The organism is Bacteroides graminisolvens (genome assembly GCF_963666085.1).
Lineage (GTDB): Bacteria > Bacteroidota > Bacteroidia > Bacteroidales > Bacteroidaceae > Bacteroides > Bacteroides graminisolvens.
Window position 1 is genome coordinate 2,594,973 of record NZ_OY762556.1, and the last position, 14,093, is coordinate 2,609,065.

Here is a 14,093-nt window from a genome sequence, read left to right on the forward strand (position 1 = left end):
CGGAATTAATGCCGATAAAATTTCAATTTAGAATATTACGCCCAGCGAAAAACTCAGCACATTGTCTCGTCTTTTGAACGAAATATCACCACTCGATGTTCCTCCGGTTGTTGTTGCATCCGTGTAAGTAACAGATTTGGTGAGGTTGTTGAACCCCTGTTCGTAACGGAAGTCAAAGTAAATGTGCGATATGCTCACCGATACGCCGGCGGCCATTCCCACGTTAAACCTGCGCAATTCTTCTACCACATCTTGCTGCCCGAAGTTCTCAAACTCAATGTCGTTTTTCCCTGTGCGGATGTACTTGAGTTTGGGACCTGCGAAGACTGACATATTGTAAGGCCCTTCTTTCACGAGGCTGTAACCGTAATACACCGGCACGTCAATGCTGTGAATGCTAGACCGCAGGTAAGCATATTGCGGCTCCACATCCGTGCCGTGCTCACCCAGTCTGTCGAACTGAATTTCGCCCCGGCTGATGGTGTATGACACCTCGGGCTGAATGAAATGCTTCCTGATGTTGAACCGCATGAACAACGTTCCGGCATAACCAATCTTGTAATTGTTCTGTACATCGTCGATCGTGATGCCGCTTATCTTCAGCGACGAAACCTGGTACATGGTAGAGTTGAACCCCGCCCTGAAACCAACGTTCACCTTGTGTTGGTTAGGAAGCCGGTGTGTTTTCTTTTTTTGTTGTGGCAACACAGAACCGGCAGCCGAGTTTGTTTCGGAGCGGGTGCCGATAACTACGCCGTCTTGTTGCGACGGCACGGTTGTTAACGTATCTGTTTCTTGCGAAAAGATACTGCCCACGGCACAGGAACAAATGATAAAAGCAAGCAGTCGTTTCATTCTTTATCTTTTAGAGGTGACTATCACTTCTTATTCTTCTTCTCGACGGACCATCCGAACTTGCCGATGTGCGCTCCCAATTCGAAATATCCCCCGTGCACATACACCAGCGGGTTTGTTTCGGCCAGCTCCAGCTTGCCCGTTTCACGGTTCAGGTGCTCCTGATCTGCCCGCACATTCACCACATCGGCAATGAACATGTGGTGCGATCCCAGCGCCATGATTTCCTTTACGCGGCATTCAATGCACAAGGGCGACTCCTCCACCAGCGGAGCCTGCACCACGGAGCACTTGCCGGGAGTGAGTTTCATCTCCTCGAACTTATTAAAATCCTTGCCCGAACGCACCCCACACCAGTCGGTTGCAAACGCCATATCTTTCGTTGTGAGGTTAATCACAAACTCCATGTTCTTCTTGATAATGTCATACGAATGCCTTTCGGGGCGCACCGAAATGTAACACATGGGCGGATTGGTACAGATGGTTCCCACCCACGAAAGCGTAATGAGGTTGTACTCCTCCTCGGTGCTTCCGCAGCTTACGATAACAGCAGGCAGCGGATAAATCATCGTTCCCGGTTTCCAGTCTTCTTTCATAAAATAACAATCTCTTCTTTTCTTTGTTCCTTTTCGCAGTAGTGACATTTGAGCACACAATTCTCCTTATCGGTTACGTGAAACAGTGTGGCCATGGGCTCATTGTTGGTAATGCATTTGGGGTTGGCACACTTCACGATGCCTTTCAGATCATCGGGCATGCGCACCTCTTTCTTTTCAATAACCTCGTAATCACGAATAATGTTCAGTTTCACGTGCGGTGCCACGACAGAAATTCGGTTAATCTCCTCGTCGCAGAAAAACTTATCGGCTATTTTGATGATGCCCTTTGTGCCCAGCTTCTTGCTTTCGAGGTTGAAACCGATGGTGATGTTATTCTCCATGTGTTCCAGTCCCAACAGAGAAACCACTGTGAAGAGCTTTTCGGCAGGAATATGGTCAATTACAGTGCCGTTTCTTAGAGCGGCCACCTGCAAAGCTTGTTTATTCTTATTCATTTGTGCGTTCCGTTAATCAATTTATAAGATATCTTGAAGAGTAATTCCCAGCACATCACACAAGATGGCTTCGCGCGCATAAAGTCCGTTGAGCGCCTGCTGAAAATAGTACGCCTTGGGACTATCGTCTACGTCATACGCAATTTCGTTCACACGGGGCAGCGGATGCAGAATGCGCAGGTTGGGGCGCGTTTGCTCCAGCATTTTACTCCTTAATATATACACATTCTTCACTCGTTCGTATTCCATCATGTCGGTAAAGCGTTCGCGTTGCACACGAGTCATGTACAAAATATCCGCATCGGCAATGATTTCTTCGTTGAAATCAGTGTGTTCCACATACCTGATGTTGTTTTGCCTGCAATACATCTTGTATTCCTCGGGCATCTTCAGCTCCTCGGGCGCAATGAAATGAAAAACAGGGTTGAAGTGGCGCATGGCCATGAGCAGCGAGTGCACGGTGCGTCCGTATTTCAGGTCGCCCACCAGGTAAATGTTCAGATTCTCGAGCGTTCCCTGTGTTTTGTAAATGGAATACAAGTCGAGCATGGTTTGCGAAGGATGCTGGTTGGCACCGTCGCCCGCGTTGACAATGGGGATGGGAGACACCTCACTGGCATAGCGTGCCGCCCCTTCGAGGTGATGCCTCATGACGATGACATCGGCATAATTGCTCACCATCATAATGGTGTCTTTCAGTGTTTCTCCTTTTGAAGAACTGGTTGCTTTGGGGTCACTGAACCCGATAACCCTAGCCCCCAAACGATTGGCAGCAGTTTCAAAACTCAGTCGGGTGCGGGTAGACGGTTCAAAAAACAACGTGGCCACTACCTTACCCTGAAGAATTTTCCGGTTGGGGGTTTTTTCAAACTGCTTCGCCATTTCGAGCATATAGAGAATTTTCTCTTTGGAATACTCGGCTATGGTTACTAAACTCCTGTTTTCCATATTGTTATCTGTTAATTTATACAACATCATAAATACGGAGCGTAAAGGTACGAATAAAATATGTTACCTCACGTATTTTTGCATTAACTTTGTGTTAGAAATATGCACGAAAGCGTTCAAAAATGATAAAAATGAAAAGGCTTGGCAAATATGTTGTGAAAGAGCAACTTTTATTTTAATTTTGCACACTTATTGCAGATGCAAAAGAAGTGATTATTCGTAAAAATACACCCGTAAAATGATAAAAAAAGTAGTATTAGCATTGTGGATATTCTTTGCCGTAGGCCTAGTGGCAGCCGTTATGCTGTTTGCCTCCATTGCATACGGATGGATAGGTTACATGCCCGCGATTGAAGAATTGGAAAACCCGAATTACAAGTTTGCCACCGAAATCCTCTCCGAAGACGGTAAAGTAATGGGCACCTGGTCGCTCAGCAAAGAAAACCGTGTGTACACCAGTTACAACGAGTTGTCGGCCAACGTGATCAACGCCCTCATTGCTACGGAAGATGTTCGCTTCAAAGACCATTCGGGCATTGACGCCATTGCTTTGGCGCGTGCCGTTGTGAAACGCGGCATATTCATGCAGAAGAATGCCGGTGGTGGTAGTACCATTACCCAACAGCTGTCCAAACAGCTCTATTCGCCCGATGCGAACAGCGTGACGCAACGTTTGTTTCAGAAACCCATTGAATGGGTGATAGCCGTGCGCCTGGAACGCTATTATACAAAAGAGGAAATACTCACGATGTACCTCAATAAGTTCGACTTCTTAAATAACGCCGTGGGCATTAAAACCGCTTCGTACACCTATTTCGGTTGCGAACCCTCGGAACTGAAAATAGAAGAAGCCGCCACGCTGGTGGGCATGTGTAAAAACCCGTCGCTCTTCAACCCGGTGCGTTTCAACGAACGCTCGCGCGGCAGACGCAACGTGGTGCTCGATCAGATGCGCAAGGCCGATTACATTACCGAAGAAGAGTGCGACTCGCTGCAAGAGCTGCCCCTTACGCTGAAATACCACCGTGTGGACCACAAAGAGGGCCTCGCCACTTACTTCCGCGAATACCTGCGCAGCATGATGACCGCCCGCAAGCCTAGCCGTGGCGATTACCGCAGCTGGCAGATGCAGAAGTATTACGAAGATTCGCTGGCATGGGAAACAAACCCGCTGTACGGATGGTGCCAAAAGAATCACAAGAAAGACGGTTCGAATTACAACATTTACACCGACGGACTGAAAATATACACCACCATCGACTCGCGCATGCAGAAATATGCCGAAGAAGCGGTGGAAGAACACTTGGGAGGCTACTTGCAAGGTCGTTTCTTTGCCGAAAAGAAAAACCGCAAAACAGCCCCTTACACCAATCAGCTCACCGAAGAACAGGTGAAACAGATACTCGACAAGGCCATGAAGCAGACAGACCGTTACCGCATTATGAAGGACAACGGTGCCTCGGAATCGGAAATCAGACGGGCATTCAACACGCCCGAAGAGATGTCGGTCTTCACTTGGCATGGCGAGAAAGATACGGTGATGACTCCGATGGACTCCATCAGGTACTACAAATACTTCCTGCGCACCGGCTTTGTGTCGATGGATCCGTTCAACGGCCATGTGAAAGCCTACGTGGGCGGTCCCAACTACACCTATTTCCAATATGACATGGCCATGGTGGGACGCCGGCAGATTGGTTCAACCATTAAGCCGTACTTGTATTCGCTCGCCATGGAAAACGGATTCTCTCCGTGTGACGAGGCGCGCAACGTGGAACAAACCATCATTACCGAGGCCGGTGAGGCGTGGTCGCCCCGCAACAGCTCGCGCGACCGCTACGGCGAAATGGTTACGTTGAAATGGGGATTGGCCCGTTCTAACAACTGGATCTCGGCTTACCTCATGAGTAAACTCAATCCGTATGCGTTGGTGAGACTTATTCACTCGTTCGGAGTGCTGAACAAAGACATTCAGCCCACACCTTCGCTTTGTCTGGGCCCGTGCGAAATTTCCGTGGGCGAGATGGTGAGCGCCTACACCGCTTTTGCCAACAAGGGTATTCGCGTGGCACCGCTGCTGGTGACTAAAATAGAAGATAGTGACGGCAACGTGATAGCCAACTTCACTCCGCAAATGGAGGAGGTAATCAGCGCTACCAGTGCTTACAAAATGCTTATTATGCTGCGTGCCGTGATTAACGAAGGTACGGGCGGGCGCGTGCGCCGCTACGGCATTACGGCAGATATGGGTGGTAAAACGGGTACCACAAACCGTAATTCGGACGGATGGTTCATGGGCTTCACCCCCTCGCTCGTATCGGGCTGTTGGGTAGGTGGCGAGGAGCGCGACATCCATTTCGATACCATGTATGACGGACAAGGTGCTTCCATGGCTCTGCCTATCTGGGCGCTTTACATGAACAAGGTGTATGCCGACAAATCGCTGGGTTACGACCAAACGGAACGGTTCAAGTTACCCGAAGGATTCGACCCCTGCGGTAGTGGTGAAGGAGATCCTTCGACTACGCCGACGGAGAGCACCGGTCTTGACGACCTGTTCAGATAAGCACCGGTGGCATGAATACCTGCATTATCTGCCTGGGGAGCAACGACGGCCGGGAGCAACACCTGCAACTGGCACGTGAACGACTGACGGAAATTTATCCGTCTGTTCGTTTTTCTGAGGCATACCTCACTGCTGCGGAAGGACTTCAAAACCCGTCGCCCTTCCTCAATCAGGTGGCGGTGGTGCACACCCGGCAAACGGCCGACGAGGTGCGGGCTACGCTCAAGGAGCTGGAACGAGAGGCGGGTAGACTGCCTGCTCACAAGCAGCTCGAGGTGATCAAGTTGGATGCCGACCTGTTGCAATTTAACGACCGGGTGCTGAAACCGGCCGACATGCAGCGCAGTTACGTGCAGCGCGGCATGGCGCAAGTAATGACCAATGAATAACTTAAAAACAAGATAAGATGAAATTTCTGGGAATTATTCCGGCCCGATATGCATCCACCCGTTTCCCTGCGAAACCGTTGGCGCTCTTGGGCGGAAAAACCGTGATTCAACGTGTATATGAACAGGTGGCGGGCGTGCTCGACGAGGTGTATGTGGCTACCGATGACGAACGCATTGAGGCTGCCGTGAAGGCTTTCGGCGGGAAAGTGATTATGACTTCGCCGCATCACAACAGCGGTACCGACCGTTGTTACGAGGCTGCCACCCGTGCGGGAGGCGATTTTGATGTGGTTATCAATATTCAGGGCGACGAACCGTTTATTCAGCCTTCGCAGCTGGAAGCCATCAAAGAATGCTTCAACGATGCCACCACACAGATAGCCACTTTGGTGAAACCGTTTACCGAAGCCGACGGCTTTGAAGCGTTGGAGAATCCCAATTCGCCCAAGGTGGTGCTCAACAAAAACCGCCATGCACTCTATTTCAGCCGCTCCGTTATACCGTTTCAGCGCAACGCCGAGAAGAAAGATTGGCTGAAAGGGCAGGTGTACTACAAGCACATCGGACTCTATGCTTACCGCACCGAGGTGTTGAAAGAGATAACCGCCTTGCCGCAATCGGCCCTTGAATTGGCGGAATCGCTGGAGCAGCTGCGCTGGCTGGAGAACGGCTACACCATCAAAGCGGGTATCACCCACGTTGAAACCATTGGCATCGACACGCCTCAGGATTTGCAGCGAGCAGAAGAATTTCTTCGTCAGATGAATGCCCGATAAGATGGACAGAACCCAACAACCACCCATCTCTGAGCTCGAGGAACTTGATCTTCAGAAGCCCGTGCGCACGGTACTTCCCAACGGTATTCCGCTCAGTGTAATCAACAGCGGCGAACAGGAAGTGTGCCGCATCGACTTGGTGTTTGAAGCGGGACAACTGCGTCAGAACACCCTGCTTCAGGCGCTTTTTACCAACCGCATGTTGCGCGAAGGTACGGTTCGCTACACATCGGCCGAAATTGCTTCGAAACTCGATTACTACGGGGCATGGCTGGAGCTGACCTGCTCCATGGAGCACGCCATTGTAACGCTTTACACGCTGAACCGTTACTGCCGCGAAACCCTGTCGGTACTGCACTCCATGGTGACCGAACCGGTATTTCCGGAGAAGGAATTCGCCACTGTTGTTGACATGAACCTGCAACGACTGCAAGTGAATTTGGCCAACGTGGAGTACCTGTCGCAACGCTCCCTGCTTGGTTCGCTGTTTGGCGAAAACCATCCGTACGGGAAGTTTGCGAAGGAGGAAGATTACCGCAATCTCACAACAGAACACCTGAAATCGTTTTACGACAAGTATTACACGTCGGATAACTGTCACATCTTTTTGGCGGGAAAGATAACTCCTGCCGTGATGGATGCGGTGACCGATGTGATGGGCACCAAACCCTTCGGGAGCAACAAAGCCGACCTCACCAGACCTTGTTTTGAGATACAGTCGGCACCGCAGAAACGCATCTTTACCGAGAAGTCGGACGCCGTGCAAAGTTCCCTCAGGATGGGAGCTGTCACGATTGACCACAACCACGAAGACTACCTGAAACTGCGTGTGCTTATCACCCTTTTCGGTGGTTACTTCGGCAGCCGACTGATGACGAACATACGCGAAGAAAAAGGCTACACGTATGGCATTTCGGCGGGACTGATGTCGTACCCCGATACCAGTGTGTTGATGATTAACTCGGAATCTGACAACGAATATGTAGAAGCCGTTGTGCGCGAAGTGTACGCCGAGATTGACCGTTTGCATACCGAACCGGTGAGCGAACAGGAACTTACGATGGTGAAAAATTACATGATCGGAGAGATGTGCCGCTCGTATGAATCGGCCTTTGCATTGCAAGACGGCTGGATATTTATTTACGTGTCGAAACTTGATGATGATTATTTCAGGCGTTCGCTGCGTGCCGTGAAGGAAGCCACACCGCAAGATATGGCCCGTTTGGCACAGCAATATTTATGTAAAGAGACTTTAAAAGAGGTTGTTGCAGGTAAAAAGATGTCATAATAGCCGGCTGCGCTGGCGGTAATTTGAATAAAAATTGTATTTTTGTGATGATTACTAATCCAAAACACACCATAATAGATGAGATATTTTTACACTATCATATTGGCCTCCTACTTATCATACACACCTGTTCAGGCTCAGGACAATGGCGGCTTCTTCGGAAAAATCACCGAACGCTTTTCGGGCGAAGTGAAGATTGGCAGCTACACGTTCAAAGACGGCTCGGTGTACACGGGCGAACTCAAAAGCCGCAAGCCGCATGGCAAAGGCAAAACCATCTTCAAAAACGGCGACGTGTATGAGGGCGAATACGTAAAAGGTAAGCGCGAGGGCTTTGGCGTGTACAGCTTTCCCGATGGCGAAAAGTACGAGGGACAGTGGTTTCAGGATCAGCAACACGGCAGTGGTACGTATTATTTTCTGAATAATAACCGCTACACGGGCATGTGGTTTCAAGATTACCAGCACGGACAGGGCACTATGTTTTATCACAACGGCGACATGTACGAAGGGGGCTGGGCGAATGATAAACGCGAAGGTCAGGGCATTTACACCTGGAAGAACGGCTCGAAGTACTCGGGTGCCTGGAAGGGCGACAAGAAGAACGGGCAAGGCGAGCTCATGTGGAACGATGGCTGCAAGTACACCGGCAACTGGAAAAACGACTCGAGAGACGGTAAGGGTACTTTTGAATATGCCAACGGCGATAAGTACGTGGGCGACTGGGTAGATGATATTCAGCACGGCAAGGGTATTTATTTCTTCCACACGGGCGACCGTTACGAGGGGGCTTATCTGCTGGGTGAACGCACCGGTGCCGGTATTTATTATCATGCCAACGGCGATAAGTATGTGGGCAACTTCAAGGAAGGTATGCAAGATGGCAAGGGTACTTTCACCTGGGCCAACGGTGCTGTGTACGAGGGCGACTGGAAGGACAATAAACGCAACGGTTTTGGCCGTTATAAATGGAACAACGGTGATGTGTACGAGGGTGAGTGGAAGGATAACCAGCCCAACGGGCAGGGCACTTTGACGCTGACCAACGGAACCAAATACAAAGGCAGTTTCGTGAACGGTATGGAAGATGGCAACGGGGTGCAGGAAGACAAAGACGGCAACCGCTTTGAAGGCTTCTTCAAACAAGGAAAAAAACACGGTCCTTTCGTTGAAACCGATAAAGACGGTAACGTGATTCGTAAGGGTACTTATAAATTTGGGGCTTTGCAATAGTCTTACCTCGCTTTTTAATAGAAAACTTAGGGTGTGTTAGCATACCCAAAACATACAATCACCCTCGTTACAGATAGCTGTAGCGAGGGTGATTTTAGTTTATGAGAGGTTCTCAACATCCCCTCACTTCTAGGGTCCAACGGAGCGCTGGAGTCTATGGCTTGCCAGCCGTCCGAACACACGTTTACCATGCAGTAATGGCCTTGAAGTCTATTGCTAGTGCTTGTTCCGCCTTGTCGAAGTCTATAATGTACTTTTGGGGCACTCTGGAACGATTGGCTCCTTCATCACACAAAATCGCTTTGTACTTGGCCGGAATACTTAAAATATTCTGTAGCATGTAGAAAAGCTCGCCGAACAGCTCACGTATTTCGGGCCAATAAAGCGCATAAGCCTCGAACATGTGCAGAGCGCTTTTGCTGTTAATGCATTCGCCCGCTTCGATGTTGCTGACAGTACGTTGGGTAGTAGCGGCCATATTGGCAATGTCTTTTTGTGTTATTTTACGTCCTTTTCTAGCAAACAATAAGCGCACATAGAATAATAACTCCGATTGTCTCCTCCCAATTAATGAAAAAATATTTTTCATAGTATATTAATTTTGTTTAATGTTATCAATCACATTAAGGTTTTTTATTCTGCAAAAATAAGCAGGATATTTGTAATATCCACTATAAAAAGTTTCTAAAATGCATATTTTAATTTTAGAAACTTTTTTATCCTAGTTATCTGATTAATATTACTAGGTTTGCAGCACTTAATTTTTTATTAATAATTAATCAAGATGATGTAATTGATTATATAAATACATAATCAAGAAGTACTAATTTTAAAAATGACGAATATGGATTTTATGAACCAGTTGAGAATTAAAGCAGTGATTATCAAGCAAGAAAGTGGGTGCAGTTTTAGTTTAGCTATGGAAAAAGCAAGTTTAGCATTTAACTTAATTGAAAAACTTCACGCCGGCAATGTGACCTTTCAGTATCAGAAGGAAGATGGCACCCTGAGAGAGGCGGAGGGTACCTTGTGTAATTACGAATATTGTTTCAAACGACCTTATAAACCTCGCCACAATACGAGTTTTGTGGTTTACTATGATGTGCAACGGCAGGCGTGGCGCGCATGCAAAGCGGCTAATCTCATTCAGATTTGCACTCCTGAGCATGCTATCCAGCCGAAGTCGGATTTGTTGCCATGAGCACACTGCCCAACCAAAGTGAGGCGCGGGCGCTGCACATCCGCCTCTGCAAGCAGTATCAGGTTGATTCGCTTCGCGAGGCTGCCCTGGCGCTTGCAGAGGAGCTGCAATACGTGTTGAGCATGGTCGATGAGCTGGAGCCACAACCTGATACCTCTTCTCCCTCTTGCTATTATTCGGCCGAGGAGTTGGAGCAGGAACGCCAGGCTCTTTGCCGCCAATTGGGAATTTCTCGCTGGTGTTGACTAATTAGATAACGATTATTTCGATGTGCTTGAGGATCAGCTGTTTGCAGCGGTTGGATTATTTTTTTTGCTAGTGTTGTCTAAATGGTTAACGATTATTTCGATGTGCTTGAGGATCAGCTGTTTGCAGCGGTGGAATTATTTTTTTTGCCGGTGTTGTCTAAATGGTTAACGGTTATTTCGATGTGCTTGAGTATCAGCGGTTTACATTGGTTGGATTATTTTTTTTGCCGGTGTTGTTTAAATGGTTAACGATTATTTCGATGTGCTTGATTATCAGCTGTTTGCATTAGTGGGATTATTTTTTTTGCCGGTGTTGTTTAAATGGTTAACGATTATTTCGATGTGTTTGATTATCAGCGGTTTACATTGGTGGGATTATTTTTTTTGCCGGTGTTGTCTAAATGGTTAACGATTATTTCGATGTGCTTGAGGATCAGCGGTTTACATTGGTGGGATTATTTTTTTTGCCGGTGTTGTCTAAATGGTTAACGATTATTTCGATGTGCTTGAGGATCAGCGGTTTGCAACGGTGGAATTATTTTTTTTGCCGGTGTTGTCTAAATGGTTAACGGTTTTTTCGATGTGCTTGAGGATCAGCGGTTTGTGGTGGTGAGTGGTGGTTTTGTTTCTCTGCTTCAAAAATGATCTTTGACGGTAATAAATCGTTAAATCAAAAAGAGCTGTTTGTGTTTATGAAATAATAAAAACAAACGAGAAAAGAGCGTAATCAATGTCTTTTTGCCCTTAAAAATAGCTACAACGTATGGATGCTAGTTGTGCGTTGCGTGTTTTTAGTATATACACGAAAAGCGTGCAAGTTGTACACACAAAAGAAACTTCTTGTATTGAACGTTTCAAATGGTAATAAAATGGGCCGGCAGGCGTTAAATGAATGGCGTGCCGACTTCATAAATAATAGGAATAGTAATTTTATTTTATAACAAAAAACAATATCATGGAAAATTGGAGATTTATTGAAGGAACCGACTGTCGTTACATGGTGTCTGATGCCGGCAGGGTGGCGAGTTTTAAGCGTGGTGGAAGCTGCTTTCACAAAGCAAAGAACTCTTCTATGGGGTATGCGTCGGTGGGGATTTGCATGAAGGGTATTATGACTCAACACTTGGTTCATCGGTTGGTGGCCAAGGCCTTTCTTCCTAATCCCAAGAATCTGCCGATGGTGAATCACCTCGACGGTAACAAAGCGAACAACCGGGCGGATAACCTGGAGTGGTGTGATCAATATGAAAATTTTCAGCATGCATTGCTGCACGGACTGGTTAATTTTAAGGCCAAGCCTTGTGGCGTGCTCAACGAAGCGGGCGAGGTGGTAAGGCGTTATCCGTCGGTTAGCGCCATGTGCCGGGCCGAGAATTTTTCGATAGCTACCATCAACACGCAGTTGCGGGTACCTGCCGTTTGCGGGAAATATAAAAATGTAGTAACATATCTTTAAATTATAAACAGTAAATATATTAATTAATGATGAGAGATACAATCGTTATTCATTGTTCGGCCACACGTGCCGGTCACGATGTTACCGCGGCGGTTATTGATGCATGGCATCGCGATCGCGGATTTTGGAGCATTGGTTATCATTACGTAATTCGCCTGGATGGCAGCATTGAGGCGGGGCGCGACGTGATGCTCGACGGGGCGCATTGCATGGGGTGGAATGCCCGTTCTATAGGCATTTGTTACGTGGGTGGGCTCAACGAGGCGGGTCAGCCGTGCGACACACGCACTCAGCCGCAGAAGGAGGCGTTGCACAAATTGGTAGATGCGCTTTGCCTGACCTTTCCTTCGGTGAAGCAGGTGATAGGGCATCGGGATGCCAGTCCGGATGCAGATGGCAACGGTGTTATCACACCGAATGAATTTCTTAAATCCTGTCCCTGTTTTGATGTCAAAAATGAATTTATAATAACAAAATAACGAACATGGCAAGACCACAGAAAGACGGACTCGATTATTTTCCGTTCGACGTTGATTTTATGAAAGACACCAAAGTACGCCGCATTGCGCGTACTTTCGGTTGCACGGGCACCATGGCCATCGTGGTGCTGTTTACCGATATTTACCGCACGCGGGGGTATTACATGAATTGGGATGAGGACACTTGTTTCGACCTCAGCGAGAACCTGCAATGCGACCCCGAGCTAGCTGCTAAAATTGTTGATGCGTGCGTTTTGGCTAAGATTTTTAACGTTGATTTGTTTCAAGACAAGGCGGTGCTTACCTCGGCTGCCATTCAGCTGCGCTACCTGAAAATTAATCAGGATTGCAAGCGGCAACGCACCATCAATCCCGAATTTAGTTTGATTGAATTACCGCAGGAAGTACCCCAACTACCCGCTGAAAAACCCAAAAGAAAGGGTCGTAAACGGGCTGCTTCGGACGAACTGCCCCCAAATGCGCCTTCCGAAGCAGTTACTTCGGAAGGAATGCCCCAAAGGAAACAAGAGGAGACAAGAGGAAACCAAAACAAAGGAGAGAATAGTACAGCAAATCAAAATGAATTAAAACAGACTACAGAAGAGCATAGCACAGCAGATGAAATCGCCCGGTGTGGCATAACAGCCGCGGGCTGCCTGCCCCCACAAAGCGTTGCCGGAAACAGGGGTGAACCCGCTGTTGTTTCTAATGGTCTGTCTTCCGCTTCCGCTGATTTTATTTTTTCTTCTCCGTCTGGCGAGTCTATTAGGGAAGAGTTTTCGGGGGCCTATAAACCTGCTGGCTTCGGAGGGGGTAATAGCGAAGCTGCTCTTCCAACTGGAGCACTAAACATGAACGACGATCCGCAAAGCAGCGATGCAAACGGAACTCTTCCTGCAACCCTCTTAAACTCCCTTCGTGGAGCGCCCCCGCACGACGAAGGCACGTATCTTCGGGCGGTTGCCCGGGTGCGTGAAGTGATGAACATGCTCGAGGTGACCGACGAAAAATCCGTGTCGGCCATTTGTGAGATGTGCCGTCGCACCGAGCTTGGCGGCATCGGCGGACTGGTGTGGCGCATCTTGAACTTCTCTTATTTACCCGAGCTGAAGCGTAAGGAACGCCCTGCCGTTTATGTGCTTTGGGCATTTAACCACCCCGATCTGTTTATGGATACGTACGAAAAGTACATACGCAAGATACAGCGCAAAAACGGTAAATTATAAGCGAAGAAACATCTAAAATGAAAGAATAATGGAAACACAAGAAATGCAATTTCCCTATACCAGTCTCACGAAAACAGAACTGGCGCAGTTATATCTGCCCGAATTCACGGCTGCCGTGGCACGCAGAAAGCTCAATGTGTGGATTGCCCGCAACCGGCAACTAACCGACTGTTTGCAGCAAACGGGCTACTCATCGCGCTTGCACCTGCTCACTCCCGCACAGGTGAAATGTATTGTACACTATTTGGGAGAGCCTTAGAACGAATCAAACCTTTATAAACCACTGCGAACCATAAATAGCTACCCTCTTTGGGGCAGGTTGTACCTTTGCACTGTTCCGGAACAAAGGCAAGAAGCGAGAGTTCTGAATGCCA

General features: G+C 48.1%; 16 protein-coding genes. 11 read left to right on the plus strand and 5 right to left on the minus strand.

Annotated elements, in window-relative coordinates:
• Window positions 1-27 precede the first annotated feature (27 nt).
• The 4 genes from ACKPCE_RS10975 to pyrB are packed head-to-tail and all read right to left on the minus strand — an operon-like array spanning window position 28 to window position 2,857.
• Window positions 28-855, minus strand: coding sequence for a porin family protein (locus tag ACKPCE_RS10975; protein ID WP_319505218.1), 828 nt, complete (start codon window positions 853-855; stop codon window positions 28-30).
• 23 nt (window positions 856-878) lie between these two features.
• Window positions 879-1,451, minus strand: coding sequence for a flavin reductase family protein (locus ACKPCE_RS10980; protein ID WP_024997342.1), 573 nt, complete (start codon window positions 1,449-1,451; stop codon window positions 879-881).
• Entirely contained in the window at window positions 1,448-1,909 is a 462-nt protein-coding gene (pyrI, locus tag ACKPCE_RS10985; protein WP_319505219.1) for an aspartate carbamoyltransferase regulatory subunit, read from the minus strand. Before pyrI ends, ACKPCE_RS10980 begins: the two co-directional genes overlap by 4 nt.
• A 21-nt stretch (window positions 1,910-1,930) precedes the next feature.
• Window positions 1,931-2,857 (minus strand): aspartate carbamoyltransferase, encoded by a 927-nt coding sequence (gene pyrB / locus ACKPCE_RS10990; RefSeq protein WP_319505220.1) that lies wholly within the window; start codon window positions 2,855-2,857, stop codon window positions 1,931-1,933.
• 238 nt (window positions 2,858-3,095) lie between these two features.
• Here pyrB and ACKPCE_RS10995 point away from each other — a divergent pair, with 238 nt between their 5' ends.
• From ACKPCE_RS10995 to ACKPCE_RS11015, 5 genes are all read left to right on the plus strand, one after another.
• Window positions 3,096-5,423 (plus strand): transglycosylase domain-containing protein, encoded by a 2,328-nt coding sequence (locus ACKPCE_RS10995; RefSeq protein ID WP_319505221.1) that lies wholly within the window; start codon window positions 3,096-3,098, stop codon window positions 5,421-5,423.
• 11 nt (window positions 5,424-5,434) lie between these two features.
• On the plus strand, window positions 5,435-5,812 hold the full coding sequence (locus tag ACKPCE_RS11000) for a 2-amino-4-hydroxy-6-hydroxymethyldihydropteridine diphosphokinase (protein ID WP_319505222.1): 378 nt from the start codon (window positions 5,435-5,437) through the stop codon (window positions 5,810-5,812).
• Between the two features lie 17 nt (window positions 5,813-5,829).
• Window positions 5,830-6,588 (plus strand): 3-deoxy-manno-octulosonate cytidylyltransferase, encoded by a 759-nt coding sequence (gene kdsB, locus ACKPCE_RS11005; protein WP_319505223.1) that lies wholly within the window; start codon window positions 5,830-5,832, stop codon window positions 6,586-6,588.
• Window position 6,589: 1 nt separating this feature from the next.
• A complete protein-coding gene (locus tag ACKPCE_RS11010) occupies window positions 6,590-7,876 on the plus strand; it encodes a M16 family metallopeptidase (protein WP_319505224.1) in 1,287 nt (428 codons plus the stop codon).
• A 78-nt stretch (window positions 7,877-7,954) separates the two neighbouring features.
• Entirely contained in the window at window positions 7,955-9,109 is a 1,155-nt protein-coding gene (locus ACKPCE_RS11015) for an MORN repeat-containing protein (protein ID WP_319505225.1), read from the plus strand.
• A 184-nt stretch (window positions 9,110-9,293) separates the two neighbouring features.
• On the opposite strand, the gene ACKPCE_RS11020 is transcribed toward ACKPCE_RS11015, so the two are convergent.
• Window positions 9,294-9,698: a hypothetical protein gene (locus ACKPCE_RS11020; protein WP_319505226.1), complete on the minus strand. Its 405-nt coding sequence runs from the start codon at window positions 9,696-9,698 to the stop codon at window positions 9,294-9,296.
• Window positions 9,699-9,962: 264 nt separating this feature from the next.
• On the opposite strand from ACKPCE_RS11020, the gene ACKPCE_RS11025 reads away from it, so the two are divergent.
• From ACKPCE_RS11025 to ACKPCE_RS11050, 6 genes are all read left to right on the plus strand, one after another.
• Window positions 9,963-10,310 (plus strand): SH3 beta-barrel fold-containing protein, encoded by a 348-nt coding sequence (locus ACKPCE_RS11025; RefSeq protein WP_319505227.1) that lies wholly within the window; start codon window positions 9,963-9,965, stop codon window positions 10,308-10,310.
• A gap of 122 nt (window positions 10,311-10,432) precedes the next feature.
• The gene (locus ACKPCE_RS11030; RefSeq protein WP_276963758.1) at window positions 10,433-10,555 is read left to right on the plus strand and encodes a hypothetical protein; all 123 of its coding nucleotides are present in this window, start codon (window positions 10,433-10,435) and stop codon (window positions 10,553-10,555) included.
• A 958-nt stretch (window positions 10,556-11,513) separates the two neighbouring features.
• The gene (locus ACKPCE_RS11035) at window positions 11,514-12,014 is read left to right on the plus strand and encodes an NUMOD4 domain-containing protein (RefSeq protein ID WP_319505228.1); all 501 of its coding nucleotides are present in this window, start codon (window positions 11,514-11,516) and stop codon (window positions 12,012-12,014) included.
• 29 nt (window positions 12,015-12,043) lie between these two features.
• Complete coding sequence (locus tag ACKPCE_RS11040) at window positions 12,044-12,493, plus strand: N-acetylmuramoyl-L-alanine amidase (protein WP_319505956.1); 450 nt, start codon at window positions 12,044-12,046, stop codon at window positions 12,491-12,493.
• Between the two features lie 5 nt (window positions 12,494-12,498).
• Window positions 12,499-13,719, plus strand: coding sequence for a DUF4373 domain-containing protein (locus ACKPCE_RS11045; protein WP_319505229.1), 1,221 nt, complete (start codon window positions 12,499-12,501; stop codon window positions 13,717-13,719).
• Between the two features lie 28 nt (window positions 13,720-13,747).
• A complete protein-coding gene (locus tag ACKPCE_RS11050; RefSeq protein ID WP_276963766.1) occupies window positions 13,748-13,978 on the plus strand; it encodes a DUF4248 domain-containing protein in 231 nt (76 codons plus the stop codon).
• Window positions 13,979-14,093: the final 115 nt, after the last annotated feature.